Here is a 26617-nt window from a genome sequence, read left to right as displayed (position 1 = left end):
GGACCCGACGGGGACGGCGGGCACGGTCACAGGACCTTGGAGAGGAAGGAGCGGGTGCGCTCGTGGCGCGGGTGGTCGAGCACCTGCGCGGGCGGGCCCTGCTCGACGATCCGCCCGCCGTCCATGAAGACGACGGTGTCGGCGACCTCGCGGGCGAAGCCGATCTCATGGGTGACGACGATCATGGTGGTGCCCTGGTGCGCCAAGTCCTTGATGACGTCCAGGACTTCCCCGACCAGCTCGGGGTCGAGCGCCGAGGTCGGCTCGTCGAACAACAGCAGCTTGGGTTCCAGGGCGAGCGCCCGGGCGATGGCGACCCGCTGCTGCTGTCCGCCGGAGAGCTGCCGGGGATAGGCGTCCGCCTTCTCCGCCAGGCCCACCCGCGCCAGCAGCCGGCGGGCGGTGGCCTCGGCCTCCTTGCGCGGGCGGCGCTGCACCGCCAGCGGCGCCTCGACGAGGTTCTCCAGCACCGTCAGATGGGGGAAGAGGTTGAAGTTCTGGAAGACGAACCCGATCCCGGTGCGCTGCTTGAGGATCTCCCGCTCCCGCAACTCGTACAGCTTGTCGCCGGACTTCCGGTAGCCGACCAGCGCCCCGTCCACGCTGATCCAGCCGCGGTCGACCTTCTCCAGGTGGTTGATGGTGCGCAGCAGCGTGGACTTGCCCGACCCGGACGGGCCGAGCACCACCGTCACCCGGCCGGCCGCGACCTCCAGATCGATGCCGCGCAGCACCTCGACGGAACCGAAGCTCTTGTGGACGGAACGGATCTCGACCATCGCGCTCATCGCGCTGCCCCCTTGGCGTAGTGGCGTTCGACGTAGTACTGGAGGACGGAGAGCACGGTGGTGAGGAGGATGTACCAGGCGGTGGCGACCATCAGCAGGGGCACCACCCGGCCGTTCCGTCCGTAGACGACCTGGACCTGGTAGAAGAGTTCGCCGATCGCCATCACCGAGACGATCGAGGTGCCCTTGAAGAGGGAGATCACCTCGTTGGTGGCGTTCGGCAGGATCGAGCGCATCGCCTGCGGCAGCACGATCCGGCGCAGTCGGCGGGCCCGCGGCAGGCCGAGCGCGGCGGCGGCCTCCAACTGGCCGGCGTCCACGGCCTGCACGCCGGCCCGGACGATCTCGGCGGCGTAGGCGGCCTGGTGCAGCGCCAGCCCGAGCACCGCCGCGCCCATCGCGCCGACCAGCCCCATGGTGTCGAAGTGGAAGAGGCCGGGACCGAACGGGATCCCGAAGTCCAACCGCTTGTAGAGATAGGCGAGGTTGAACCAGAACAGCAGCTGGACGATGAGCGGGATGGACCGGAAGGCCCAGATGTAGCCGAAGGCCACCCAGCGCAGGAACGGGCTGGCGGACAGCCGCATCAGGGCCAGCACCAGGCCCAGCGCGAAGCCGAGGGCGGTGCCGTAGACGGTGAGTTGGAGGGTGGTCCCGACCGACTTCAGGATCGTTCCGTTGGCGAAGAACCGGGCGAACACCCCCCATTCCCAGGCGGGGTTGGTGATCAGACCGTGCGCGAACTGGGCGAGCAGCACCGCGGTCACCGCCACCCCCGCCCAGCGCCAGGGATGGCGCACGGGGACGACCTTCAGGTCCGCCGGGTCGTCGTCGGCCCCCGGTGGCCCGGCGCGCCGCGGGACGGGGCGGGTGGTCGCGGCCGGTCCGGCGGGGGGATCGCCGGTGACGGCGGGGTCACTGGTCAACGGCATGGTCAGTCCTCGGGGTGAGTGCGGGGACCGGGACCGGTGGGGCGGTGCGGTCGCGGAGGAAGGTGAGCAGGGCCCGCGCGGTCGCGTCGTTCTGCCGGAAGGCGGGCGCGTTGGTGCGGGGGCGGGCGAAGGCCCCGCCGGCGCGGGCGTCGGTGTGCGGGCCGAGGGCGAACCGGCGCGGGTGCGGGCGGCCGGCCCGGTCCAGGATCCGGCCGTCGGCCGGGTCGACGGCCAGCAGGCCGCCGGCCGTGGCACGGGCGCCGTCGGCGTGCAGGGCGTGCAGCAGCCGGTCCCGGGTGCGGGCCACGGACGGTTCCGGCAGCCGCGCCTCCACCAGCGCCCGGGCCTCGGTCCGCTCCCCCGGCACGCTGACGGACTCGGCGCGGAACACCCCGCGGGCCTCGTCGGCGGTGACGGTGAGGCCGGCGCCCAGGAAGCGCACCACCCCGGCCCGGGACAGCGCCAGCAGCTGCCGCAGCCGGGGCCCGGGCGGCCCGGAGGCGAGGAAGCTGAAGAAGCCGTGCCACCAGGGCCCGTGGTCGCCGAGCCGGGTCAGCTGGCCGTAGACCGACAGCAGCGCGAGGAAGACCGCCAGGTCGGGGCTGTGCGCGGGGTCGTGCCGGCGCGCCAGGTCGGCCTCGACGTGGCCGCGCAACCCCGCCTGGAGGGCCGCGCCGTCGGCGTAGCGGATGCCGTCCAGCGGGTGGTCCAGCGCGTCCAGGTCGAGCCGGTCGGCCGGGTCGGGGACGGCGGCGCGGACCAGCGCCTGGAGGGCGGCGCCGCCCGGCTCGCCGGCGGCGTACTCCTCCTCGAAGTCCGGCCACGCCATCCGGGTGCGCGCGGGGTGCGCGGTGAACAGCCGGTGGTAGTGGGCGAAGCCCAACTCCTTGTCGATCAGCGGTCGGACGTCCCGGTCGAAGTCGATCCCCCCGGGGCGGGCGAGCAGCGCCTCGACCTCGGCAGGCCCGAAGAACCGCGGCAGCGGCGGCCGTTCGCCGGACGGCGGGTAGCCGATCTTGGAGTGGTAGGGGACGCCGCGCCGGGACCCGACGTGCAGCACCGGTTCACGGCCGGAGGGGTGGTAGGTCAAGACGCCGTCGCGGCCGGTGGTGTACTTCCCGCCGCGCCCCTCGGTCAGCAGCACCATCAGGTCGACGAAGGCCAGCCCGAAGCCGCGCACCAGCACCGGTTCGCCGGGCCGCAGCGCGCCCAGGTCACTGTCGGCGGTGAACGCCGGCGGCAGGTACGTCAGCCCGTGCCGGGCCGCGAACCCGGCGAACTCCCGGTCCTGTGCGGCGGGTTGGGACTCCAGATGGCCCAGCGTCAGCACCACCAGGTCGGCGAGGAGCGGGGCGCGGCGGCCCGCCAGCCACACCCGCTGGCGCCCCTCGCGCGCCCCGGAGACCCGCAGCGCGGTGGCCCGGTGCTCGTGCACGGCGACCCGGGGCGGCAGCGCGGCCACCGCGTCCTCGTGGACCCAGCGCAGATAGCCGCTGAGCAGCCGCCGGCCGGCGAAGTCCCGCGGGCCCAGCGCCGCCACGGCGTCGGCGAGGCCGGGCGGGGCGGGGCGCTCCCCGTCCCGCACCGCGCGGGCCCACGCGGCGAGCGAGGGGCCGGGCCGCACCGGACCGGCCTGCTCGACGGTCTCGTCGGTGAACATGGTGACGTCCTCGGCCGTGGAGTTCATCCACAGCAGCGGGGACTGCTCATGGCGCCAGATCCGGCCGCCGCCGGGCGGGTGCGGATCGACCAGGTGCAGGTCCAGGGGTGCGTCGCCCCACAGCTCGGGGGCGTTGGCGGCGATCCGCTCCAGCACCCCGGTGCCCCGCGGGCCGGCGCCCACGATCACCACGGACGGCCGGCGGGGGTTCGGCGCGCTCACCGGGCACCGGCCGTCCCGCGGGCGTAGTGCCGCTCGACGTGGCGCTGACCGACGCTCAGGACCGAGGTGACCAGGACGTACCAGAGGGTCGCCACCAGCAGCAGCGGGATGACCTGATAGGTGCGGTGGTAGACCAACTGGACGGAGTAGAGCAGGTCCTGGACGGCGATGACACTGACGATGGAGGTGCCCTTGAGGGTGCCGATCAGCATGTTCCCGGCCGGCGGCACGATCGACCGCATCGCCTGCGGCAGCACGATCCGCCGCAGCCGCCGCCCGGCCCCCAGGCCCAGCGCCTGGGCGGCCTCCAACTGGCCCTTGTCGACGGAGAGCACACCGCCGCGGACCACCTCCGCGGCGTACGCGGCCTCGTGCAGGGTGAGCCCGATGACCGCGACGGCCACCGGCGAGAGCAGATCGACGGTCTTGACGCCGAGGACGACCGGGTACAGCGCCCCGATGTTGAACCAGAACAGCAGCTGCACCAGGATCGGCATCGACCGGAAAAGCCAGACGTAGCCCCAACCGATGCCGCGCAGCACGGGGTTGGCGGACAGCCGCAGGACCGCGAGCAGGGTGCCCAGCGCGAAACCGAGCGCCATCACCACGGCGGTCAGCCAGAGCGTCAGCCCCAGGCCGCGCAGCACGGCGGAGGTCAGGAAGTAGTCGGCGACCACGTCCCACTGGAAGGCGGGGTTGCGGACGACGGAGACGAGGGCCAGCGCCAGCAGGGCGAGGAGGACGGCGGCGGACGCCCACTGGCCGGTGCGGCGGCGCGGCACGATGCGCGGGGCGGCGCGGTCCGGTTCACCGGGCGGCGCCGCGGACACGGCGGGGGCGTCGAGAATGTCGGAAGGCATGCGAAGGCTCCGTGGACGCTTCAGATCGAGCACGGGAGTCGAGCGCCTTCACACAGGCGGAACGGGTCGCGCCCCTCAGCACGACCGGCCTTTGAGGCTATGCGGTGAACACGGCCGGTTGTCAAGGGGTGTTCGGGCGGCGTCCACGCGGTGAGCGATGCGTCACGTCGCGGTTGACGCGGAAACGGATGCCTGTTCCACTTGGTCGCATGTATCCACGGCAGCGGCTGGTCACCCGTGACCACATCGACTTCGGTCGCGTGTGGTCGTCGTCCTGTTGAGCTGACCCCCTGCCCTTGAGGCCCGTCGCCGCAGGCCGGGCCGTTCCCGCGGTTCTCCTTCCTTCCCGCCGCGCGCCTTCACACCTCCACGCGCCGTTCGGCGCGCCCCTCCCCTCGCTCTACGGTTCCACCGTTCCTCGCTGCTCTCCCCTATTCCTCCCTGTTCTCCCTCGTCCATCCGGCGCGCTCGGACGCCCGAGTGTCGCCGCCGGCCACGGAGGCGCCCCGATGACCGCCGCGCCACGGCCGCCCCGCGCGGCCTGCCTGACGATCCATCACACCGCCGTCACCGACCCGCTCGCCCGCCCCCTGCTGGACGAGCTCACCCACGAATACAGCACCCGTTACGGCCGTCCCGTCGACCTGGACCTGGAGTACCCGGCCGCCGAATTCGGCCCGCCCGGGGGCGCGTTCCTGCTGCTCCTGGAGGACGGCGAGCCGGTCGCCGGCGGCGCCTACCGCCGCTACGACCCGGACACCGCCGAGCTCAAACGGATCTGGACGCACCACGCGCACCGCCGCCGCGGGCTGGCCCGCCGCGTCCTGACCGCCCTGGAGCAGCACGCCGCCGGCCGCGGCTACACCCGGCTCTACCTGACCACCGGCCCCCGCCAACCGGAGGCCAAACACCTCTACCTCGCGGCGGGTTACCGCCCCCTGTTCGACCTGACCGCCGACCCGGAGTCGATCGGCCCCCTGCCGTTCGAGAAGCACCTGGAGATTCCGCGCCCATGACCACCACCCGTCCGTCCGCCACCGCGCTGCGCACCGCGGCGCTCCTGGTCACCGCGGCCCTGACGGTCACCGCCTGCGGTGCGGGCGGCGCCGCCCCCGACACCCGGGACGCCGGACCGGCCGCGGCGAGCGCCCGGATCCCCACCACCGACGTGGTCTCCGGCGTGCGCGAGGACCCGGCCGCCGCCGCGCTGCTGCCCGCCGACGTCCGCGCCCGCGGCACCCTCGCCCTGGCCAGCAGCGTCGGCACCCCGCCCGGCGCCACCTACCTGCCCGACGGCAAAACCCTGGCCGGCCAGGACATCGACTTCGCGGACGCGGTCGGCAAGGTCCTCGGCCTGAAACTCACCCGCGAGGTGGCCGGCTTCGAGGCGATCCTGCCGGCGCTGGACAGCGGCAAGTACGACGTGGGCACCGGCAACTTCGGCGTCACCGACGAACGCCGCAGGATCCTCGACTTCGTCACCTACGTCAACGACGGCCAGGGCTTCGCGGCCCGCCGGGACAGCCCGCTGAAGAAGGTCACCACGCTGACCCGGCTGTGCGGCCTGACGGTGGCCACCGGCGCCGGCACCACCTTCGAGACGACCCTGGAGGAGAACAAGCACCGGTGCGCGGACGCCGGCGAGCAGCCCTACGACGTCAAGACCTACGCCGACCAGGGCGCCCTGTGGGTCTCGCTCCAACAGGGCCGCAGCGACGTGGTGATGAGCACCATCAACGGGCTGCGCTACGCGGTGCAGCAACAGCCGGGCCTGCGCTTCCTCAACGAGTTCAAACGGTTGGACGTCGGCTTCGCCTTCAAGAAGGGGACACTGCTGGCACCCGCCTTCCAAGCCGCGGTCAACCGGCTGAAGAAGGACGGGACCTACGACAGGATCCTGAAGAAGTGGGGCACCACCCCCTCGGCCATCGCGACATCGCGGATCAGCCCACCGGAGATCCGCTGACCCCGCACCGCGCCCCGGCACCCGTCGGCGGCCGGGCCCGGATCGCGGCGCCCCGCGCCGGGCCCCCGCCGGACGGGCACGCCCCCCGCGCCCGCGCCACAGGCCCCTCCCCGCCCGACGACGCTCCGCGGGGTCCGCCACCCGGTGATCGGGCGACGTCCACGCCGGTCGCCCGGACCGACATACGCCCTGGTCCCGCCCCCGTACCTCCTCGCGCGTGGGCCCGATCCGGAGCAGTCAACTTGTCGACACCATGACGCGGGTACCTACCGTGATGCCTTTCGTACTGTCAGTTCACCGCCAGGGCACGCGAGCTGACGGCGCACCACCCTCTTTGCACCAGATATGTCACGAACCCCCCGTGCGGCGGCTATCCGCTTGGCACACCCTCGCCCTCATGGACGACGATAGGGAGAACGGAACGCACACGCCGCGGGTGAGAGGAGGCGTCAATGGGATCGGTACGCAAGGCGAGTGCCTGGCTTGGCCTCGTGGACGACAACGATGACGAGCGCTACTACGACGACGACTACGCCGAGGGGCCCGAGTCCGCCGACTCGGGCGGCAACCCCTGGGTGACCGACCCCCGGGTCCAGGTGGCCGACGAGGCCGCCCAGAGCCAGGGCACCCGCATCGCCACGATCACCCCGGCCTCCTTCCGGGACGCCCGCGGCATCGGGGAGCTCTTCCGGGACGGCGTCCCGGTGATCGTCAACCTGACGGCCATGGAGTCCGCCGACGCCAAGCGGGTGGTGGACTTCGCCGCCGGCCTGACCTTCGGCCTGCGCGGCTCCATCGAGCGGGTCGCCACCCGGGTGTTCCTGCTCACCCCCGCCGACTACAAGGTCGTCACCGGCGAGGCCCGCGGCCACCGCAACGGCGGTTTCTTCAACCAGAGTTGAGGAGGGCGCGGGATCCGTTCCGGCCGGGGGCCGGCCGGCGGCAGGGCCGCGGCCGGTTACCGCGTCCCCCGGGAAGCGCCGGGCCCGGCGCCCGGCGAGGGGCTCACCGGAAGGCGTCCAGACCGGTGAGCGCCTTGCCCAGCACCAGTTGGTGCATCTCCGCGGTGCCCTCGTAGGTCAGCACCGACTCCAGGTTGGTGGCGTGCCGCATGACCGGGTATTCGAGGGAGATCCCGTTGGCGCCGAGGATCGTCCGCGCGGTGCGGCAGATGTCGAGCGCCTCGCGGACGTTGTTGAGCTTGCCGAAGCTGATCTGCTCCGGCAGCAGCCGCCGGGCGTCGAACCGCCGCCCGAGGTGGTGGGCGAGCAGCACGCCCTTGTGGAGTTCCAGCGCCATGTCGGCGAGCTTGGCCTGGGTGAGCTGGAAGGCACCGATGGGCTTGCCGAACTGCTCGCGGGTGCGGGCGTAGTCGAGCGCCGCCTCGAAGCAGGACCGCGCCGCCCCCATCGAGCCCCAGACGATCCCGTAGCGGGCGTGGCTCAGGCACCGCAGCGGGCCGCCCAGCCCCCGGGCCTCCGGCAGCAGCGCGTCGGCGGGCAGCCGCACCTCGTCCAGCACCAACTCGCTGGTGACCGAGGCGCGCAGCGACCACTTGTGCTTGATCTCGGGGGCGGAGAAGCCCGCGCTGTCCGTGGGGACGACGAAGCCGCGGATGCCGTCGTCGGTGCGGGCCCAGACCACCGCGACGCCGGCCACCGACCCGTTGGTGATCCACATCTTGCGCCCGGTCAGCACCCAGTCCGTGCCGTCCCGCTTGGCGTAGGTGCGCATGCCCGCCGGGTCGGAGCCGTGGTCCGGCTCGGTCAGCCCGAAGCAGCCGATGACCTCGCCGGAGGCCATCCGCGGCAGCCACTGCCGCTTCTGCTCCTCCGAACCGAAGCGCCAGATCGCGTACATGGCCAGCGAGCCCTGGACGGAGACCAGCGAGCGGATGCCGGAGTCGGCGGCCTCCAGCTCCAGGCAGGCCAGTCCGTACTGGACGTGCGAGGCGCCGGCGCAGCCGTAGCCGGTCAGGGACATGCCCAGGGCGCCGATCGCGCCCAGCTCCCGGGCGAGTTCACGGATGTCGGGGAGTTCGCCGCGCTCGTACCAGTCGGCGATGTGCGGCAGGACCCGGTCGGCGGCCCACTGGCGGACGGTGGAGCGGACCGCGCGGTCCTCGTCGGTGAGCAGGTCGTCCAGGCCCAGGGGGTCACCGGGATCGAACGGCGGAAGCGGGGACGGCGTTGCGGGCATGGCGGGCCTCCGGCGGGTTCAGCGCTCGCGCGAAAAACTAGCAGTGGTAGTTACGCGCGTCCGACGGTACGGTCCCCGGCACCGCCCGGCAAGGGTCCCCGCCGCGCGGTGCGGCGAGCGGGTGCCGCCCGGCTCAGCGGCCGGTGCTCGCGGGAGCCGGCGTCCCCTCGCACCCCACGGCCGGAGCGCTCTCCTCGGCGGCCGTCGCCCCCTCCTCGGCGGCGTCCCGCTCCACGGACTCCGCCGCGGCCCGGCGCGGCAGCCGCAGCGCGATCCCGGCGCCGACCAGCAGCAGCACGGCGCTGGCGACGAGGGTGACCCGCAGGCCGTGGACGAAGGAGTCCCGGGCGGCCACCCGCAGCGCCTCCCGGGCGTGCTCGCCCAGTCCGGCGGCGACCTTGTACGCCTCGCCGAGCGAGTGCGAGGCCGAGCGGGCGGCCCGGTCGGAGACCCCCTCGACGCGGCCCAGCCCCGGCGCGTAGGCGGCGTTCATCACGCTGCCGAGCAGCGCCACACCGATCCCGGCGCCCAACTGGTAGGCGGTCTCGCCGAGCGCCGCCGCACCGCCGGACTGCGCGGCCGGGGCCTCGCTGAGCATCGACTCGTACGCGCCGAACAGCGTGGACTGGAAGCCGAAGCCGAGCAGCACGAAGCCGAGGGACAGCTGCCAGAAGTGGTCCTGGGAACCCAGCGCGGTCAGCGAGAGCACCGCGAGCGCGGTGAGGGTGAAGCCGCCGACGACCATCACCCGCGGGCCGAGGGCCTGGAGCAGCTTGGAGCCGGTCAGGCCGGCGGCCATCGCGGAGAACACCAGCGGCAGCATCCGCAGCCCGGTCTCCAACGGGCTCAGATGCAGCACCAGCTGGAGGTACTGGACGGCGATCAGCTGGAGGCCGACGAGCGCGAGCATGGCGAGCACGATGCAGCCGATGGAGGTGCCGAACGCCGGCCGGGCGAACAGCCGCATGTCGATCAGCGGATGGGCGCGACGCCCCTGCCGACGGACGAAGAGGATCAGCAGCACGACCCCGATGACGATCGGCAGCAGCGTCGTCACCCCGACCACCGGGGCACCGCTGCCCAGCCGCTTGACGCCGAAGACGATGCCCAGCACGCCGAGCGCCGCGATCACCGCGCCGAGCAGGTCCCAGGGACCGTTGCGCTCGCCCCGGGACTCCGGCAGCAGCCAGCGCCCTATCAGGAACATCGCCGCCATCATCGGGATGTTGATCAGGAAGACCGAGCCCCACCAGAAGTTCTCGACCAGGAAGCCGCCGAGCACCGGGCCGACCGCGGCGCCGACCGCGGCCACCGCGCTCCACACCCCGATCGCGACCGCCCGCTCCCGCCGGTCGGGGAAGACCTGACGCAGGATCGACAGCGTCGCGGGCATGATCATGGCGCCGCCGATGCCGAGCAGCGCGCGGGCCGCCATCAGGATCTGCGGGTTGGGCGCGAGCGCGGCGGCGGCCGAGGCCAGGGCGAAGAGCCCGTAGCCGAGCAGCAGGACGCGGCGGCGACCGACGCGGTCGCCCAGCGTGCCGAAGAGGATCAGCAGCGAGGCCGCGATCAGCGGGTAGACGTCGACGATCCACAACAGCTCGACCGGTCCGGGGCGCAGGTCCTCGGTGATGGAGGGCACCGCCACGTAGAGGATGGTGGTGTCCAGCGCGACGAAGAGCAGGCTGACGCAGAGCACGGTCAGCACCGTCCAGCGGTTCACACCGCCGCCTGTGTGCCGGGGAACACCAGCCGTCCGCCCCCTGCCGGACGCGGTCGTCCCTGACATCCAGAACCTCCTGTCATGCGCTCGCCGTGCTGCTCTCGCGGCCCCGGTCCCGGGCGCGACGACACGCCGGCGGAACCGGCGGTACGGGCGAGTTGAGACGTCAGACTACGCGAGTCCCCGTGGGACCCGCGTGGCCCACCTCACGGTGAGACGCTCGTCGCAGCCCCGACGTTCCCGTGGTCGTGCCAGACGGTCGCGTCCGCGCCACCTGGATAATCGACCGGGTGAACGATCTTGCCTCCACCGCCGCACCCGGCCGGGCCCTGTGTCCGCCCGCCGTCCGTGCCGCGCTCCGCCGTGCCGTCCCCGGCCTGGCGGCGTACGCGGCGATCCGGCTGCTGGGGCTGGTCGCGCTCGGGGCGTGGTCGGCCGCCGAGGGCAAGGACTGGCACGTCCTGCTGACCGCCCGTTGGGACTCCCTCTGGTACACCCGGGTCGCCGAACGGGGCTACGGCTACACCGTCCACCTGGCCAACGGCGACGTCCACTCCAACCTGGCGTTCTTCCCGCTGCTGCCCTGGCTGGAGCGGGGCCTGTCGGCACTGACCCCGCTGTCCGCCGCGGACGCCGGGATGGCGGTGGCCTGGCTGGCGTCGCTGGCCGCGGCGCTGGCGCTCTACCTCACCGGGGAGCGGCTGCACGGGCCGCGGGCCGGGGTGCTGCTGGCCGCGCTGTGGGCCGCGCTGCCGGTCGGCGTCGTCCAGTCGATGGCCTACTCGGAGTCGCTGTTCACCGCCCTCGCGGCGTGGGGCGTCTACTGCGTGCTGACCGGCCGCTGGGTGGCGGCGGGCGCGCTGGCCTCCCTGGCCGGGCTGACCCGGCCGGTGGGCGCCGCGGTGGTCGCCGCGGTGTGGATCACCGCGGCGGCGACGGTGGCGAACGAGCGGGCCGGCGGGGTCCGGCCGCGCGCCTTCCTGCGCGGCCGGCACCGGCGGATGCTGCTCGGCGTGCTGCTGGCACCGCTGGGCTGGTGCGGCTACGTCCTGTGGGTCAGCGTCCGCCAGGGGTCGCTCACCGGCTATCTGGACGTCCAGGCCGGCTGGCACAACGGCTTCGACGGCGGGATCGCCTTCGGCACCTTCGTCTGGCACCAGCTCACCGGACCCGCCTTCGCCGCCGGCCTCGGCCTGCTGCTCGGCGTCGCGCTGGTGATCTGGCTGTACGTGCACGGCGTACGGAAGGGCCAGCCGCTGCCGCTGGCCGTCTACGGCGGGACGGTGCTACTGATCGCGCTCACCGCCAAGGGCTATTTCGGGTCGAAGCCGCGGCTGATGATGCCCGCCTTCCCGCTGCTGCTGCCGCTCGCCGCGGGGCTGGCCCGCTGGCGCCCGGTGCGGGCGTGGCTGGTCATCGGGGTGGTGGCGGTCGGCTCGGCGGTCTATGGCGCGTTCTGGCTCAACGGCTCCGGCCCGCCGTGACCGGAAGATCCCGCTCCGTAATCGCCGCCCCGAAGAAAACGCGCTGCGACACCCGTGCGAATGACAGATAAACTCCGCCGGCGAAAAACAGATAAGCGTCTATGGCGGCGACACGCGGATGGCCGGAACGGAATCCAGTACCCAAGAAATTCTCTTCGAAATCCCGGGAACCCGGCCCGGATTGAGACCCATTCCACATCACATCGTCATTACAAAGCGCACGGTTTGACCAAGTGCATACATCACAGGCGGTAACGTCGTTTGAGTGCGTACCGATGACAAGCTCGACCAGATGGAGGAGCGCCTCCCGACCGATCGCGTCAGACCGCCGCGCATGACCCGGACCCGGCTGTGGCTGTTCTGGGGCACGCTGGCGGTGTACGCGGCGATCGTCGTCGGGGTACTGGCCGACACCTCCCTGGTCACGATCGACTGGCAGCTCATGCTGTTCCGGCCGTACAAGCAGTGGCCGGAGATCCATGCCTTCCTCGACTACTTCGTCGTGCTGGGGCAGCGCGGCCCGACCGCGGTGGCGGTCGCGGCGTGGCTGGGCTGGCGCTGCTGGCGGCAGCGCAACCTCCACCCGCTGCTGGTGCTGGGCGCCTCGCTGCTGCTGCTCAACATCACCGTCGGCGCCGCCAAGCTCGGCATGGGCCGCCTCGGCCCGCACTACGCGACGACGGTCGGCTCCAACGAGATGTGGCTCGGCGGCGACATATTCCCCTCCGGCCACACCGCGAACGCCGTCGTCACCTGGGGCGTGCTGGCCTATCTGGCGACCACCCCGCTGCGCCGCCGCACCCTGTCGGTGATCGCCGCGCTGGGCGCGCTGGGCGTCGGGATGACCACGGTCTACCTCGGCACCCACTGGGTCAGCGACGTCCTGCTGGGCTGGGCCGCGGGGCTGCTGGTGCTGCTGGCGATGCCGTGGCTGGAGCCCGGCATCACCTGGGTCGAGGACCGGCTCATGGGCATCCTGCTGCGGCTGTGGCTGCGGCTCCGCCCCGACTCGCTGCGCGGCCCGCTGCCCGCCGGCGCACTGGCCTCCGAGGTCGCCCGGCAGCGGATCGCCCCGGAGGGCGGGGAGGTCCTGGTGCGGGAGGCGGTCGGCGCCGCCACCGGCCCTCGCACCGCGCACGCGCCCGACGGCTGGCCGCACCACCCGCCGCGCCCGCACACCTCGCGCGCCGAGCGCACCCCGGTCACCCCGACGGGCAGCCGCCGGCCGCCGCACGCGGACCGCGTCCCGCGCGGCGCCGCACCGTTCGGCCCGACCGCCGGCCGCCCCCGCAACGGCGCCGGCTGACCGCTCCCGGGGCCCGGTACGCACACCCCGGCCCCGCACGAAGGCCCCGGCCGCTCCACCTCGGAGCGGCCGGGGCCTTCGCCGTGTCGGCAGGGCGGGGGGCGGTCCGTCAGCCCTCCCAGCCGCGTACCACCACGCCGTCCTCGACCTCGAAATTGATCCGGCCGACGAGGTAGTCCATGGTGATCATCGCCCCCGGTGGGACCGCCCGGACGGTGGTCCAGCCCCGGGTCCGGGCCCGCTCCTCGGCCGCTTCCTGGGTCAGACCGGCGTACGTCTCGGGGTCGTCCTGTATTTCCGGCAGGTCGCCGGGAAGGTTCGGTTCGGGTGCCATGGCAGCCACCGTAGGCGCCCGCGGCGGCGCGTGGAAGGCCCGTCACCTGCACATCGCCGTGCCGTGGCGGTCCGTCATTGGTCACACTTCTGTCACAGCGAACGCTCCTGCGTTTGCCGGAACCCCTCACCCTTACGCGCCGTACGTCACCGCGGCCGGGCGGAAAACAAAGCGGCCGGAATTCTCTCTTGATCAGATGCGGAAGGGCGTGTCGACGGTTCGGGCAAGGCCGGACAGCGCGCCGGAATTAATCGTCCGGCTCCTCCGGATTCCCCTTACCCGACGCCCTTTTCCGGCCGTCCAGGAATTGGCGAACGAGACACATTCCACACACATTTCCCGCACATCGCCCCGCGGACCGGGTCACCACCGGACGGATGCCACCGGAACGGACCGGAGCGTCCCCTCGCACTGCGCCCCGCGCCCGAGGATCATGACCGGGCACCGAAACACCCCCGCCGAGCGAGGTGGAGCCGATGGTCAGCGAGATCTCCCGGGAGCACACCAGGCGGCGCCGGACCCGACGCCGCGGGGCGGTGCTGGCGGACTGGCTGTCGACCACCGACCACAAGAAGATCGGGCACCTCTACCTGATCACGTCGTTCGGGTTCTTCCTCGTGGGCGGGCTGCTGGCACTGGTGATGCGGGCCGAGCTGGCCCGCCCCGGCCTCCAGTTCATCAGCGCCGACCAGTTCAACCAGGCGGTGACCCTGCACGGCACGATCATGCTGCTGCTCTTCGCCACCCCGGCCTTCGCCGGCTTCGCCAACGAGATCATGCCGCTCCAGATCGGCTCCCCGGACGTCGCCTTCCCGCGGCTGAACATGCTCTCGTACTGGTTCTTCCTCTTCGGCGGCCTGATGGTGCTGGGCGGCCTGCTCACCCCGGAGGGCGGACCCTCCTACGGGTGGACCGCGTACGCCCCGCTCAACTCCACGGTCCGGATGCCCGGCATCGGCACCGACCTGTGGATCATGGGGCTGGCGTTCGCCGGCTTCGGCACCATCCTCGGCGCGGTCAACTTCATCGCCACGATCATCACCCTGCGGGCGCCGGGCATGACGATGTTCCGCATGCCGGTGTTCACCTGGAACGTCCTGTTCACCTCGGTCCTGGTGCTGATGGCGTTCCCCGTGCTGGCCGCGGCCCTGCTGGTGCTGGAGGCGGACCGGAAGTTCGGCGCGGTGGTCTTCGACGCCCGCTGGGGCGGGGCGCTGCTGTGGCAGCACCTCTTCTGGTTCTTCGGCCACCCCGAGGTCTACATCATCGCGCTGCCGTTCTTCGGCGTGATCACCGAGATCATCCCGGTCTTCTCCCGCAAACCGATCTTCGGCTACGTCACGCTGATCGGCGCGACGATGGCCATCACGGCGCTGTCGGCGATGGTCTGGGCCCACCACATGTTCGCGACCGGCGCGGTGCTGCTGCCGTTCTTCTCCCTGCTGTCGTTCCTGATCGCGGTGCCGACCGGGGTGAAGTTCTTCAACTGGATCGGGACCATGTGGCGCGGCTCGGTCTCCTTCGAGACCCCGATGCTGTGGTCGGTGGGCTTCCTGGTGAGCTTCCTGTTCGGCGGGCTCACCGGCGTCATCCTGGCCTCCCCGCCACTGGACTTCCACGTCACCGACAGCTACTTCGTCGTCGGCCATTTCCACTACGTGGTCTTCGGCACGGTGACCTTCGCGACCTTCGCCGGCTTCTACTTCTGGTGGCCCAAGTTCACCGGCAGGATGCTCGACGAGCGCCTGGGGAAGATCCACTTCTGGATGCTCTTCACCGGCTTCCACACCACCTTCCTCGTCCAGCACTGGCTGGGCGTGGCGGGCATGCCGCGCCGCTACGCCGACTACCTCGCCGCCGACGGCTTCACCGCGCTCAACACCCTCTCCACCGTCGGCGCCTTCCTGCTCGGCGCCTCCACCCTGCCGTTCCTCTACAACGTCTGGCGGACCCGGCACTACGGCGCCCGGGTCACCGTGGACGACCCCTGGGGCTTCGGCCGCTCCCTGGAGTGGGCCACCTCCTGCCCGCCGCCGCGCCACAACTTCGCCGCCCTGCCCCGGATCCGCTCCGAGTCCCCGGCCTTCGACCTGCACCACCCGGAGTTGACCGAACGGGCCGCCGGCATCCCGGCACCCGGGAACTCCAGGGCCTAGGTCGAGTGCCGCAAAGGCCCGACGCGGCGCCTTCTCGGCCTCAGGGCCCGGCGGTCCCCCCGGCTCCGGTCGGCACCCCGGCCCCGAGGCCGGCGACCAGCCAGTCGTGCGCGGCCCCCATCGACGGGGCCTCCGCACCGGCCACCTCGCCGGCGTACCGCCAGTACGCCCGCATCCGCGGATCGTCGCCGGCCGCCAGGGCCGCCCGCAGCCCGGCGCGGAAGGCGACGCCGTCCCGCCGCCGGTACGCACGGGCGTGCGCGGCCACGAAGGAGTCCACCTCGGCCCCGGGCGCCGGCCGGCGGCCCGCGGCGAGCGCCGCCCCGGCCAGCGCGTACGCCTCGCCCAGTCCCTCGTAGAGCACCACCGGATCCGTCTCCCCCGGCAGCGCGGCGGCCGCGCGCACCCGGCGGCAGCGCGCGGCCAGCCCGCCGTCGCGGTCCATGGCGAGCGCGTGGAGCCGGGCGTAGCCGACGACCTGGGCGGGCCGGGGGTCGGCGGGCGGGGCGGGCACCGCGGCCTCGACCACGGCGGCGCGCACCGCGGGCGGCAGCGCACGGGGCAACTGCCGGTGCCAGAACCGGACCAGCGCGTCGCTGGTGGGCGGCTGCGGCAGACCGCCCAGCAGGCGCAGCAGCTCCGGACGACGCTCCTCGGGGGCGGCGGTCAGCGCGCGCAGCGCGGCCTCCCGCCAGCGCAGCGCGGTCAACTGGCCGCCGACGGCGTCGAGTTGGGCGGCCAGGGCATGCTCCAAGGAACCGCCCGCCAGCGCCTGGGCCACGGCGGGCAGCGGCATCCCGACGGCCCGCAGATCGCGGATCCGGTGCAGCCGGTCCAGGTCGTCCAGACCGTAGCGGCGGTGCCCGCCGGCGCTGCGGTCGGCCTCCGGCAGCAGCCCGGCGTCGGAGTAGTGCCGCACGGTCTTGACCGTCACCCCCGCGCGGCGGGCCAACTCCCCGATCCCCAGCGGCGCCGCACCGCACTCCCCTTCCACGGGCCGCCCCTACTCCCGGCCGACCGGACCGGTGACCCGTACGGCCAGGTCGTTGTCGAGCGTGTAGTACGGGCCGATCCTGAGCTCCCCGGCCGGTGCCGGCACCGGCCGCGCCGGATAGCTGAACACCTGCTCCTTCTCCGGGACGTCGTCCAGGAGCCGGGCGATCCGGACCGGCGGCAGGTCCTCGGCGGGGCACAGCCACAGGTCCCAGGGCTCGCTGCCGCGCCGCCAGTGGGCGGCCAACTCCCCGTAGGGGAGGGTGAAGCGGAAGGTCGGTCCCTCGACGGTCAGCGGGACGGCGACCGGGTCCTGGCCGGCGCGGCGGGCGCGGGCCTCCGCATGGGCGTCGGCCGCCGGACTCGCCCCGTACAGGCGGCCGGTGACGGTGATGCCCTCGGGGCCGACCAGGATGTCGCCGGCCTCGGCGTGCGGCCCGCGCAGCCAGCTGCGCAGTGCGAGGTTGCCCAGCTTGGTGGCGTAGGGGATGCGCACGCCGAGTCGGCCGATGGCCGCCAGCGGCCGGCGGTCCACCAGCGACCGCAGATCGTTGACGCCGGGCAGCAGCCGGCGCGGGTCGGCGCCGTCTCCGAGGTCGGCGAAGGCGTGCCAGCGCCCCTCGGCGAGGGCGACGGTGCTGGGCAGGACGGCGCGCAGCCGACCGGGGCCGTTGGGTCCGAGCGGCAGCCGCACCTCGTTGTCGGCGGCGGTGCCGTCCGGGCCGCCGGCGGCGGTGCCGGTGTCGTCGGTACCGGCCCGCAGCCGCAGCACCAGGGCCGCGCTCCAGGTGGTGCCGGTGCCCTGGGGGACGTTCAGATCGAAGGTGAGGCCGCCCGCGGAGTCCGCGATGCAGTCGGCCTTCAGGTCCACGGGCACCGGCGCCCCTCCTCCTGCCGCGGCGGTCCGCCGCGGTCGGTCGGCCGCTCCGGGCCCGGTCACGGGTGACTGCGTCGAGGCGTTCATACCGTCCGCACCCCTCTCACCGCGGCGCGGGCCGCATCCTTGGTGGCGTAGGCGCCGCCGATCAGGGTTCCCCGTACGCGGTGCAGGGAGCCGCGCAGTCCGCTGCCGCGCCGCCGGTCGAGCAGTTCGCCGAAGAGCGCGGCGTGCCGCCCGGCGACCGCGGCCGGGTCGAAGCGGTCGGACGCGGCGAGGGCGGCAGCGCCCATCCGGGTCCGGCGGGCGGTGTCGCCGATCAGCTCCAGCAGGGCCGCGGCCAGCGCCGAGGGGTGGCCGGCGGGCACCAGCCGGCCGGTGACCCCGTCCTCGACGAGCTCGCCCGGCCCGTAGGGGCTGTCGGTGGCGACGGCGGGCAGTCCGCAGCGCAGCGCCTCGGCGAGGACCGTCCCGGCGGGCTCCCGGTCGGCGGGGTCCACGGCGACGGCGCCCTTGGCCCACTCGGACTCCAGCGGGCCGGCCGGCCCCATCAGGAAGACGTGGTTGTAGAGGTCGAGTTCGTCGATCAGGGCGCGCAGCGCGGGCTTCTCCGGCCCGCCGCCGTAGATCCGCAGGCGCCAGTCGGGGCGTTCGGCGACCACCGCGGCGAAGGCCCGGACGAGTACGTCGTAGCGCTTGGCCCGGGTGAGCCGGCCGGCGGCGACCACCCACCGGCCGGTGCCGTCGGCGGGCGCCAGCCGCGGTGCCGGGACCGCGCGGGGCACCGCCGCGACGCGGACGCCGGGCAGCCGCAGCCGGCGCAGGTGGGCGCGGGCGTCCGCCTCCGTGGCGGTGACCAGCGCGTCCAACCGCGGGTAGGCGCCGCGCAGCGCCAACCGCAGCTGCCGGCCGTGGGCGGCCAGGCAGTGCGACTCCTGACCGACCCGGAGCGGCCCGCGGCGGGTCTGCCGGGCGATGTGCACGGTGAGGCCGGGCCGGGTGCCGATCACCACGTCGGCCTCGGTCCGGCGCAGGTGTGCGGCGATCCGGCGGTCGGTGAGCTCGCTGTACTGGCCGAAGCACGGTTCGGCGGCCGGGAAGACCTTGGCGGGCCGGGCGTGCGCCGGGTCCGTCCGGTCCCCGGCCGGGGCGTGCTCGCGGAGGTCCACCAGGTGCCGCAGCGCGACCCGGGGGGCGAGGTCGAGCGCCGGGGCGTCGCGGTGCCGCAGGACGGAGACGATCTCCACGTCGTGGTGGACGGCGAGGGCGTCCGCCAGGCTGAAGGTGGCGCGGGCCGTCTCACCGGCGCCGTAGGCATGGTGAAGCAGGAATGAGATGTGCATCCGTCCCGGTGCCCCCTGGTCCCTCGCGCTCTTCCTGGTCCCCCCGCGATCCGGACGGCCGCCCTGGTGGCGGCGCCCGGCGTCCGGCTGTTGAAAGATAAGACCGCAAAACGGTCTTCGGGGTTGGGGGTATTGGCCAAGTCGTGCCGAAAAAGTTAGGGCATCGGTATGGCGCGGCGGGAACTCTTTCCGGGGAGCGGGGCGCCGTTCCCCGGATGCCGTGCGGGGCTCAGTCGAGCGCGAGCCGGATGCCGACGGTCAGGTGCCTCGGGTCGTCCCCGATGGCCTCCCGGTTCGCCTGGTACAGCGCCCGCCAGCCGCCCTTGACGTGGCGCCGGCGCGCGATCCCGGCGAGGGTGTCGCCGCGGCGGACGACGTGGCCGTGATCGTCGAGATCGTCGAGGAGGCCGTAGCGCCGGGCGCACGTGGGCCAGGCGCCCCAGCCCTGGTCGGCCTGGACCCGCTTGGCGATCTCGATCTGCTCGTCCCGGCTGGCGAGGTCGGCCCGGTCGGCGTACTTCAGGCCGCCGTACCGCTCCCAGGTGGGCTGCCAGAACTGGAGCCCACCGTAGTAGTCGTTGCCGGTGTTGATGTGCCAGTCGCCGCCGCTCTCGCACTCGGCGAGGCAGCCCCAGGGCCACTGGTCTTCGGCGCAGGCGTAGGACGGCCGACCGCCGTCGTCCCCACCGCCGTCCCCGCCCGGCGCCCCGTCGGCGGCGGCACCGCCGGGCAGGCACAGGATCAGTGCGGCGGCCGTCGCGATCAACAGCCCGACGGATTCCACGCGGCGCCGCGGCGCCGAAGAGATGTCCGACATAGCCGGTGACGGTAGGCAGCGGGTCGCCGGGTGCCGGCACGCCGCGCCCTTCCAGGGGACGACCCCACCCCGTCCGGTGTACAGAACGCGGCCACCTGCGCCAAGTTCTGCGCAGGAATTGGCGGTGCGTGACCATCCCGATGACGGCTTTTCACCGGTTCTCCGCCGGGGGCCGCTTGGTTCGATTCTGTTCGCGTCCGCGCGTGACTCTGCCGGGGGTCGCCCGTTGTCCTTGTACGAGCCGGGAGACCGCCCGGCAGCCGCTCATGAAGATCGAGGAGCCACCCGTGCCGCGCATGCTCGACGTCAGCGACGACGTTCGCGCCGAGATCGGCGACGAAGAAGCCGACCGCCTGCTGGCCGGAGAAGACGCCCCCGGCAGCTATGACTGCACCTCGTGCCGCACGCCCGGCAACAGCGAGCAGGAGCGCACCAGCACCGTCCTGTTCGTCGGCGAGGAGACCGCGGTGCTCGCGTTCGCCCATGCCACGTGCATCCCGTCGCAGGTCGTGCCGGTCGCCGAGGAGCAGCTCCGCGGGGCCGTGCGCTCCATCACCGGCGACAACTCCGCCGGTGCCCCGGCCGCCCCGATCCCCACCAACGACCGCCAGGCCACCCTGGGCATCACCTGCGGCCTGGTGCTGATCAGGGACGAGCTGCACCCCGCCCTCGTGGTCGAGCCCAACGGCCCGATCGCCCGCCCGGGTTCGACCAGCCTGGACGACGACTTCCTGCCGCTCCTCCTGGAGCACGGCTTCACCCCGGTGCGGGACATGAACACGCCCCCCGCCCCGATCGAGGGCTGGTCCGCGCTGCTGGCCATGGGCAAGCTGCACGCCGTGCTCCAGCCCGGCACGGCCGGCAGCCAGTCCGCCTGGTGGCAGGCCCATCAGCCGCTGGCCGTCTCGGACGGCTGGCGCACCGCGGCCAACAAGGCCCGGACCGTGCTGATGTACGCCGCGCCCTCGGGAACCATCGGCCATCAGCCGCGCGAGGACCTGATGCGCCAGGCGCTGGAGCAGGCGGCGGCCAAGGGCCTGCTGGTCGCGGCCTCGATGCCGCTGGCCGGAACCTGACCGTCCGGCAATCCGATCGCGGGAGCATGACCGTCCAATGGGGCGGGATTGCGCCCGCGATCGGCCATTTCCTCCCGAAAGCCGCATCCCGGGGGCACCGGGGTCGTTGGCACCTACGTGCACGCATACGAGCCCCCCTCCCGCGCCCCGTTCCCCCACCCCATCCCCGGCATGCGTCCGTCCCGGGAAGCCGCGGCGCCGCGCGGCGTCGACCGCGGTTCGGCCACGCCGATCTATGACGCGCTGTACGCCGAGTACCGCCGCGCCTTCCGGGCGCTGCCCGGGGACCGTACGGACGAGCCGGAGGTGCCGGAAGCGTTGCGCGGCGGCAACTGGGGCGGCGGCGCGGCGGCACCGACGCAGTGGGAGGTGGTGGGCCGGCAGCCGTTCCGGCCGCGGGGGCAGTTGCCGGCGGCGCTGCCGCCGGGGCCGCGGGACGGTTCCCGACGCCACGGCGGCCGCTGACACCGGCCGGGCCGCCGCGGGGTCGGATCGTCGCTGCTACTTCTTCTTGCTGTTCTTGGTGCCGCGCTTCTCGCGCACCCGCACCGAGATGTGGATCGGCGTCCCCTCGAAGCCGAATTCCTCGCGCAGCCGGCGCTCGACGAAGCGACGGTAGCCCGCCTCCAGGAAGCCCGAGGCGAAGAGCACGAAGCGCGGCGGCTTGGTGCCGGCCTGGGTGCCGAAGAGGATCCGGGGCTGCTTGCCGCCGCGGATCGGGTGCGGGTGGGAGGACACGATCTCGCCGAGGAAGGCGTTCAGCCGCCCGGTGGGGATCCGGGTCTCCCAGCCGGCCAGCGCGGTCTCGATCGCCGGCACGAGCTTCTCCATGTGCCGGCCGGTGCGCGCGGAGACGTTGACCCGCATCGCCCACGGGATCTGGACGAGGTCCCGCTCGATCTCCCGCTCCAGGTAGAAGCGGCGCTCCTCGTCGAGGTTGTCCCACTTGTTGTAGGCGATGACCAGGGCCCGGCCGGCCTCCACGGCCATCGTGATGATCCGCTGGTCCTGGACGCTGATGGACTCGCCGGCGTCGATCAGGACAACCGCCACCTCGGCCTTCTCCACGGCCGCGGCGGTGCGCAGCGAGGCGTAGTAGTCGGCGCCCTCCTGGAGGTGCACCCGGCGGCGGATGCCGGCGGTGTCCACGAACTTCCAGGTCTTGCCGCCCAGTTCGATCAGCTCGTCGACCGGGTCGCGGGTGGTGCCGGCGAGCTCGTTGACGACCACCCGCTCCTCGCGGGCGAGCTTGTTCAGCAGCGACGACTTGCCGACGTTCGGGCGGCCGATCAGGGCGATCCGGCGGGGGCCGCCGACGCCGCCGCCGAAGGTCTGCGCGGGCGCCTCGGGGAGCGCGTCCAGCGCCGCGTCGAGCATGTCGCCGGTGCCCCGGCCGTGCAGCGCGGAGACCGGGTACGGCTCGCCCAGGCCCAGCGACCAGAGCATGGCGGCGTCGGCCTCGCCGGACGCGCCGTCGACCTTGTTGGCGACCAGGACCACCGGCTTGCCGGAGCGGCGCAGCAGCTTGACCACGGCCTCATCGGTGTCGGTGGCGCCGACCTTGGAGTCCACCACGAAGACCACCGCGTCGGCGGCCTCGATGGCGAACTCGGCCTGCATCGCGACCGACGCGTCGATGCCGAGGACGTCCTGCTCCCAGCCGCCGGTGTCGACGACCTTGAAGCGGCGGCCGTTCCAGTCGGCCTCGTAGGTGACCCGGTCGCGGGTGACGCCCGGCCGGTCCTCGACGACCGCCTCGCGGCGGCCGATGATGCGGTTCACCAGCGTCGACTTGCCGACGTTGGGGCGGCCGATGACGGCGAGGACCGGGAGCGGGCCGTGGCCGGCCGCGGCGATGTCGCCCTCGACCTCCTCCAGGTCGAAGCCCTCTTCCGCGGCGAGCTCCATGAACTCCGCGTACTCGGCGTCGCCCAGCGCACCGTGCTCGTCGCCGGCGGGGATCTGCTCGTTCATGAAGTCCGTTCCTCGTTCATCCATGTGGTCGGTGGGCCGCTTGGTGGAGGGCCCACTGCTCAAGTGTCGGTCAGCGCCCGGTAAGGCGCCGGGCCTGTGCCAGGTGGGCGGTCAACCGCTCCTGGATCCGTACGGTCGCCTCGTCCAGCGCCTTACGGGTGCGCCGCCCGCTGCCGTCGCCCGCCTCGAAGGCGTCGCCGAAGACGACGTCGATGCGGCCGCGCAGCCGCGGCACGGCCGGGCTGAGCCGGCTGGGGTGGTCGGTGCTGCCGAGCACCGCCACCGGGACGACCTGGGCGCCGGAGCGCACCGCGAAGTACGCGAGGCCGGCCCGCAGGGAGGCGAAGTCGCCCTCGCCGCGGGTGCCCTCCGGGAAGATCCCCAGCACTCCGCCGCCCGCCAGCACGTCGAGCGCGTCGGTGATCGCCTTGCGGTCGGCTGCCTGACGGTCCACCTTCAGCTGGCCGATGCCCCGCAGGAACGGGTCCAGCGGGCCGGCGAAGGCTTCCTTCTTGATCAGGAAGTGCACCGGTCGGGGTGCGGTGCCCATCAGCATCGGGCCGTCGATGCCGTGGGAGTGGTTGACGGCGAGGATGACCGGTCCGGAGGCCGGCACCCGCCAGGCGCCCAGCACCCGCGGCTTCCACAGGCCGTACATCAGCCCGATGCCGATCCGCCGGCCGATCGCGGCCCCGCGGGGGCTCGGCGCCTTGCCGCCGTCGGTCACCGGATGTCCCGCCCCGCCTTCTCGGCGCTGACACCCTCGATGAGGGTGACCACGCACTCGATGACCTGATCCAGCGTCAGGTCGGTGGTGTCGACCTCGACGGCGTCGTCCGCCTTGGCCAGCGGCGAGGTCTTGCGGGAGGAGTCGGCGGCGTCCCGCTTGATCAGCGCCTCGCGGGTGGCGGCCAGGTCGCCGGCCTCCTCGCCCTTGAGCTCGCCGTTGCGACGGGCCGCCCGGGCCTCCGCGGAGGCGGTGAGGAAGATCTTGAGATCGGCGTCCGGCAGGACGGTTATGCCGATGTCCCGGCCCTCGACGACGATGCCCAGCGGCGCCTCGGCGGCAATGCTGCGCTGGAGGTCGGTGATCGCGGCACGCACCTCGGGGACCGCGCTGACCGCGCTGACCGCGGCGGTGACCTCCGCGCTGCGGATCGGGCCTGCGGCGTCCGCCCCGTCCACGGTGATGGTCGGCGCCGCCGGGTCGGTGCCGGAGACGATCACCGGCTTGGCACAGGCGTCGGCCACCGCGACCGGGTCGTTGACGTCGATGCCGTTGGTCAACATCCACCAGGTGATCGCGCGGTACTGCGCGCCGGTGTCGAGGTAGCCCAGGCCCAGCTTGCCGGCGACGGCCTTGGACGTGCTGGACTTGCCCGTGCCTGCGGGGCCGTCGATGGCGACAATCACTGCAGCCGGGGCGGTCCGATCGGCGGTTTCCACGGTGACGAACACCTTTCTTGATACACACGGGGCGCGGTCCAGGGCGCCAGGTCCGGTCGTCGACCGGCGGTCGGGAGAGCCACGAAGAGCCGACGAAGGGGCCGACGAAGGGACTGGGGCCTCGGACAAGGTTACTGGCTCGGCCGCAGCGCGCCGTCCACGGTGTCACTGCCGGATCGACCACCCCCGCTCCCGCAGCTCCGCGGTCAGCGCCGGGACCGCCTGCGGCTCGACCATCAGCTGGATGAAGCCGGCCTGCTGGCCGGTGGCGTGCTCGATGCGGACGTCCTCGATGTTGACCCCGACGCGGCCGGCGTCGGCGAAGATCCGGGCCAGCTCACCGGGCTGGTCGCCGATGTAGACCGCGACGACGTCGTAGACGGACGGGGCGGCGCCGTGCTTGCCGGGGACCCGCTCGCGGCCGGCGTTGCCGCGGCGGAGCACGTCCTCGATGCCGTGGGCGCCGCTGCCGCGCTTCTCGTCGTCGGCGGACTGGAGGGAGCGCAGCGACCGGACCGTGGCGTCCAGGTCGGCGGCGACCTCGGCCAGGACGTCGGCGACCGGGCCGGGGTTGGCGGAGAGGATGTCGATCCACATCGCGGGGTCGGAGGCGGCGATCCGCGTCACGTCCCGGATGCCCTGGCCGCAGAGCCGGACGGCGGTCTCGTCGGCGCCCTTGAGGCGGGCCGCGACCAGGCTGGAGACCAGCTGCGGGGTGTGCGAGACCAGGGCGACGGCGCGGTCGTGCGCGTCCGCGTCCATCACCACCGGGACGGCCCGGCACAGCGCGACCAGCTCCAGGGCGAGGTTGAGCACCTCGGTGTCGCCGCCGGGGGACGGGGTGAGCACCCAGGGGCGGCCCTCGAAGAGGTCGGCCGTCGCGGCCAGCGGGCCGGAGCGCTCCTTGCCGGCCATCGGGTGCGTGCCGAGGTAGCCGGACAGGTCGCAGCCGAGCGCCTCCAGCTCGCGGCGCGGGCCGCCCTTGACGCTGGCGACGTCGATGTACGCCCGGGCCGCACCGCGCCGGATCGCCTCGGCGAGCGCCGCCGCGACGTGCGCCGGTGGCACGGCCACGATGGCGAGGTCCACGGTGTCCTGCGGCGGCTCGGCGGTGCCGGCGCCGAGCGCGGCGGCCGTCAGGGCCTGGGCGTGGTCGTGGTCCGCCAGGTGGACCTGCACGCCGCGGGCGCTGAGCGCGAGGGCGGCCGAGGTGCCGATCAGGCCCGTTCCGATGACGAGTGCGGTTCTCACTGGGCGATGTCCTTCCGGAGCGCCGCGGCCGCGCCGAGGTAGACGTGGGCGATCTCGGGCTTGGACCGCCCGGTCTCGACGTGGGCGAGCACCCGCACCACCCGTGCCATGGCACCGGCCACGTCCAGCTCCTGGGCGCAGAGCAGCGGGACGTCCGTGATGCCCAGGGCGCGCGCGGCGGCGGCCGGGAAGTCGCTGTGCAGATCGGGGGTGGCGGTGAACCACATGCTGATCAGGTCGTCCGGCGCCAGGCCGTTGCGCTCCAGTAGCGCGGTGAGCAGCGCGCCGACCTGCTCCCGCATGTGCTCCGCGTCGTCCCGCTCCAGCTGGACGGCCCCGCGCACGGCCCGTACCGCCACGTCCCTGCTCCCCTGCGTCGTGTGCCGCGTACACGTCCGCGTACGCACTGCTCAGCGTAACCAGCGCCACCGACAACCGTGTCCCGAGCTCTTGGGAATCCGGTGGCCCCCGGCGCCCCCGCCCGGCGACAATCCCCGACATGTCGACCGCTCCTCCCGCCCCCTCCGGTCATGAACTCGTCACCGGGCACACCGTCTATGCGTGTGTGATGGGCTCGCGCGCCTTCGGTCTGGCCACCGAGGCCAGCGACACCGACCGGCGCGGGGTCTATCTCGCGCCCACCGCCCTCTTCTGGCGGTTCGAGAAGCCGCCGACGCACGTGGAGGGGCCGCGCGAGGAGGAGTTCTCCTGGGAGCTGGAACGGTTCTGCGGGCTGGCGCTGCGCGCCAACCCCACCGCCCTGGAGTGCCTGCACTCCCCCCTGGTGGAACGCGCCGACGCCACCGGCCGCGAGCTGCTCGCGCTGCGCGACGCGTTCCTCTCCCGCGAGGTGCACGGCACCTATGTCCGCTACGCCACCGGCCAGTTGAAGCAGCTGCGGTCCGACCGGGCGCGGCACGGCGCACCCCGCTGGAAGCAGGCGATGCACCTGCTGCGCCTCCTGGCCTGCGCCCGTGACCTGCTGCGTACCGGCGAGCTGACCCTGGAGGTCGGCGCGGCCCGGGAGGAGTTGCTGGCGGTGCGCCGCGGCGAGGTGCCCTGGGAGACGGTGGAGCGCCGGCTGGCGGTGCTGTCGGCGGAGGCGGAGGCGGCGCTGCCCGGCTCGCCGCTGCCCGCCGGGCCGGACCGGGCCCGGGTCGCGGACTTCCTGCACCGGACGCGCCGGACCTCGGCGCTGCGCGGCTGACGC

General features: G+C 73.5%; 25 protein-coding genes. 9 read left to right on the top strand and 16 right to left on the bottom strand.

The annotated features are described in order from the left end of the window. Positions 1–26 precede the first annotated feature (26 nt). The 4 genes from SNOUR_RS30340 to SNOUR_RS30325 are packed head-to-tail and all read right to left on the bottom strand — an operon-like array spanning position 27 to position 4462. Complete coding sequence (locus SNOUR_RS30340) at positions 27–788, bottom strand: amino acid ABC transporter ATP-binding protein (protein ID WP_067353316.1); 762 nt, start codon at positions 786–788, stop codon at positions 27–29. Then, positions 785–1720 (bottom strand): amino acid ABC transporter permease, encoded by a 936-nt coding sequence (locus SNOUR_RS30335; protein WP_067353314.1) that lies wholly within the window; start codon positions 1718–1720, stop codon positions 785–787. Before SNOUR_RS30335 ends, SNOUR_RS30340 begins: the two co-directional genes overlap by 4 nt. Beyond that, positions 1704–3602, bottom strand: a complete 1899-nt coding sequence (locus SNOUR_RS30330; RefSeq protein ID WP_067353311.1) for an FAD/NAD(P)-binding protein — start codon at positions 3600–3602, stop codon at positions 1704–1706. The genes SNOUR_RS30335 and SNOUR_RS30330 overlap by 17 nt, the downstream gene beginning before the upstream one ends. After that, positions 3599–4462, bottom strand: a complete 864-nt coding sequence (locus SNOUR_RS30325; protein ID WP_067353309.1) for an amino acid ABC transporter permease — start codon at positions 4460–4462, stop codon at positions 3599–3601. Before SNOUR_RS30325 ends, SNOUR_RS30330 begins: the two co-directional genes overlap by 4 nt. Before the next feature lie 509 nt (positions 4463–4971). Here SNOUR_RS30325 and SNOUR_RS30320 point away from each other — a divergent pair. The 3 genes from SNOUR_RS30320 (at position 4972) to SNOUR_RS30310 (ending at position 7330) form a co-directional block, all read left to right on the top strand. Continuing rightward, positions 4972–5478 (top strand): GNAT family N-acetyltransferase, encoded by a 507-nt coding sequence (locus tag SNOUR_RS30320; RefSeq protein WP_067353306.1) that lies wholly within the window; start codon positions 4972–4974, stop codon positions 5476–5478. Then, the gene (locus tag SNOUR_RS30315) at positions 5475–6428 is read left to right on the top strand and encodes an ABC transporter substrate-binding protein (protein ID WP_067353305.1); all 954 of its coding nucleotides are present in this window, start codon (positions 5475–5477) and stop codon (positions 6426–6428) included. The genes SNOUR_RS30320 and SNOUR_RS30315 overlap by 4 nt, the downstream gene beginning before the upstream one ends. A gap of 452 nt (positions 6429–6880) precedes the next feature. Next, positions 6881–7330, top strand: coding sequence for a cell division protein SepF (locus tag SNOUR_RS30310; RefSeq protein ID WP_067353302.1), 450 nt, complete (start codon positions 6881–6883; stop codon positions 7328–7330). A gap of 103 nt (positions 7331–7433) precedes the next feature. Here the strand turns inward: SNOUR_RS30310 and SNOUR_RS30305 are convergent, their stop codons facing one another. Continuing rightward, entirely contained in the window at positions 7434–8627 is a 1194-nt protein-coding gene (locus tag SNOUR_RS30305; RefSeq protein WP_067353299.1) for an acyl-CoA dehydrogenase family protein, read from the bottom strand. A gap of 133 nt (positions 8628–8760) precedes the next feature. Then, the gene (locus SNOUR_RS30300; RefSeq protein WP_067353296.1) at positions 8761–10416 is read right to left on the bottom strand and encodes an MFS transporter; all 1656 of its coding nucleotides are present in this window, start codon (positions 10414–10416) and stop codon (positions 8761–8763) included. Between the two features lie 224 nt (positions 10417–10640). Between SNOUR_RS30300 and SNOUR_RS30295 the strand changes: the two genes are divergently transcribed. Together SNOUR_RS30295 and SNOUR_RS30290 are read left to right on the top strand one after the other, a co-directional pair. Then, positions 10641–11834, top strand: a complete 1194-nt coding sequence (locus tag SNOUR_RS30295; protein WP_067353293.1) for a glycosyltransferase family 39 protein — start codon at positions 10641–10643, stop codon at positions 11832–11834. Between the two features lie 265 nt (positions 11835–12099). Beyond that, complete coding sequence (locus SNOUR_RS30290; RefSeq protein ID WP_067353290.1) at positions 12100–13140, top strand: phosphatase PAP2 family protein; 1041 nt, start codon at positions 12100–12102, stop codon at positions 13138–13140. A 109-nt stretch (positions 13141–13249) separates the two neighbouring features. Here the strand turns inward: SNOUR_RS30290 and SNOUR_RS30285 are convergent, their stop codons facing one another. Beyond that, complete coding sequence (locus tag SNOUR_RS30285) at positions 13250–13474, bottom strand: I78 family peptidase inhibitor (protein WP_067353287.1); 225 nt, start codon at positions 13472–13474, stop codon at positions 13250–13252. A gap of 476 nt (positions 13475–13950) precedes the next feature. On the opposite strand from SNOUR_RS30285, the gene ctaD reads away from it, so the two are divergent. Further along, positions 13951–15630, top strand: a complete 1680-nt coding sequence (ctaD, locus tag SNOUR_RS30280) for an aa3-type cytochrome oxidase subunit I (RefSeq protein WP_067353284.1) — start codon at positions 13951–13953, stop codon at positions 15628–15630. A 40-nt stretch (positions 15631–15670) separates the two neighbouring features. Here the strand turns inward: ctaD and SNOUR_RS30275 are convergent, their stop codons facing one another. From SNOUR_RS30275 to SNOUR_RS30260, 4 genes are all read right to left on the bottom strand, one after another. Beyond that, positions 15671–16624, bottom strand: a complete 954-nt coding sequence (locus SNOUR_RS30275; RefSeq protein ID WP_312634155.1) for a helix-turn-helix domain-containing protein — start codon at positions 16622–16624, stop codon at positions 15671–15673. 9 nt (positions 16625–16633) lie between these two features. Then, positions 16634–17500 (bottom strand): hypothetical protein, encoded by an 867-nt coding sequence (locus SNOUR_RS30270; RefSeq protein WP_067353281.1) that lies wholly within the window; start codon positions 17498–17500, stop codon positions 16634–16636. 83 nt (positions 17501–17583) lie between these two features. Then, positions 17584–18843, bottom strand: coding sequence for a glycosyltransferase (locus SNOUR_RS30265; RefSeq protein ID WP_067353278.1), 1260 nt, complete (start codon positions 18841–18843; stop codon positions 17584–17586). A gap of 229 nt (positions 18844–19072) precedes the next feature. Continuing rightward, positions 19073–19660: a LysM peptidoglycan-binding domain-containing protein gene (locus SNOUR_RS30260; RefSeq protein WP_067353276.1), complete on the bottom strand. Its 588-nt coding sequence runs from the start codon at positions 19658–19660 to the stop codon at positions 19073–19075. A 287-nt stretch (positions 19661–19947) separates the two neighbouring features. Here SNOUR_RS30260 and SNOUR_RS30255 point away from each other — a divergent pair, with 287 nt between their 5' ends. After that, entirely contained in the window at positions 19948–20736 is a 789-nt protein-coding gene (locus SNOUR_RS30255; protein ID WP_067358928.1) for a DUF8842 C-terminal domain-containing protein, read from the top strand. Positions 20737–20907: 171 nt separating this feature from the next. Further along, on the top strand, positions 20908–21201 hold the full coding sequence (locus tag SNOUR_RS30250; protein WP_312634154.1) for a hypothetical protein: 294 nt from the start codon (positions 20908–20910) through the stop codon (positions 21199–21201). A gap of 36 nt (positions 21202–21237) precedes the next feature. On the opposite strand, the gene der is transcribed toward SNOUR_RS30250, so the two are convergent. The 5 genes from der to aroH form a co-directional block, all read right to left on the bottom strand. Continuing rightward, positions 21238–22710: a ribosome biogenesis GTPase Der gene (gene der, locus SNOUR_RS30245; RefSeq protein ID WP_067353271.1), complete on the bottom strand. Its 1473-nt coding sequence runs from the start codon at positions 22708–22710 to the stop codon at positions 21238–21240. 70 nt (positions 22711–22780) lie between these two features. After that, complete coding sequence (locus SNOUR_RS30240) at positions 22781–23437, bottom strand: lysophospholipid acyltransferase family protein (RefSeq protein WP_067353269.1); 657 nt, start codon at positions 23435–23437, stop codon at positions 22781–22783. Next, on the bottom strand, positions 23434–24168 hold the full coding sequence (gene cmk / locus SNOUR_RS30235) for a (d)CMP kinase (protein WP_067353266.1): 735 nt from the start codon (positions 24166–24168) through the stop codon (positions 23434–23436). Before cmk ends, SNOUR_RS30240 begins: the two co-directional genes overlap by 4 nt. Positions 24169–24321: 153 nt before the next feature. Beyond that, entirely contained in the window at positions 24322–25407 is a 1086-nt protein-coding gene (locus SNOUR_RS30230) for a prephenate dehydrogenase (RefSeq protein WP_067353263.1), read from the bottom strand. Next, positions 25404–25766 carry a chorismate mutase gene (aroH, locus tag SNOUR_RS30225; protein ID WP_067353262.1) on the bottom strand — a complete coding sequence of 121 codons (363 nt, stop codon included), beginning with the start codon at positions 25764–25766 and terminating at the stop codon, positions 25404–25406. The genes SNOUR_RS30230 and aroH overlap by 4 nt, the downstream gene beginning before the upstream one ends. A 140-nt stretch (positions 25767–25906) precedes the next feature. Between aroH and SNOUR_RS30220 the strand changes: the two genes are divergently transcribed. Beyond that, the gene (locus SNOUR_RS30220; protein WP_067353259.1) at positions 25907–26614 is read left to right on the top strand and encodes a nucleotidyltransferase domain-containing protein; all 708 of its coding nucleotides are present in this window, start codon (positions 25907–25909) and stop codon (positions 26612–26614) included. Positions 26615–26617: the final 3 nt, after the last annotated feature.

The organism is Streptomyces noursei ATCC 11455 (assembly GCF_001704275.1).
Taxonomy (GTDB): Bacteria; Actinomycetota; Actinomycetes; order Streptomycetales; family Streptomycetaceae; genus Streptomyces; species Streptomyces noursei.
Note: the sequence above shows the minus strand (reverse complement) of the source record. Positions and strands in the feature narration are given on the sequence as shown.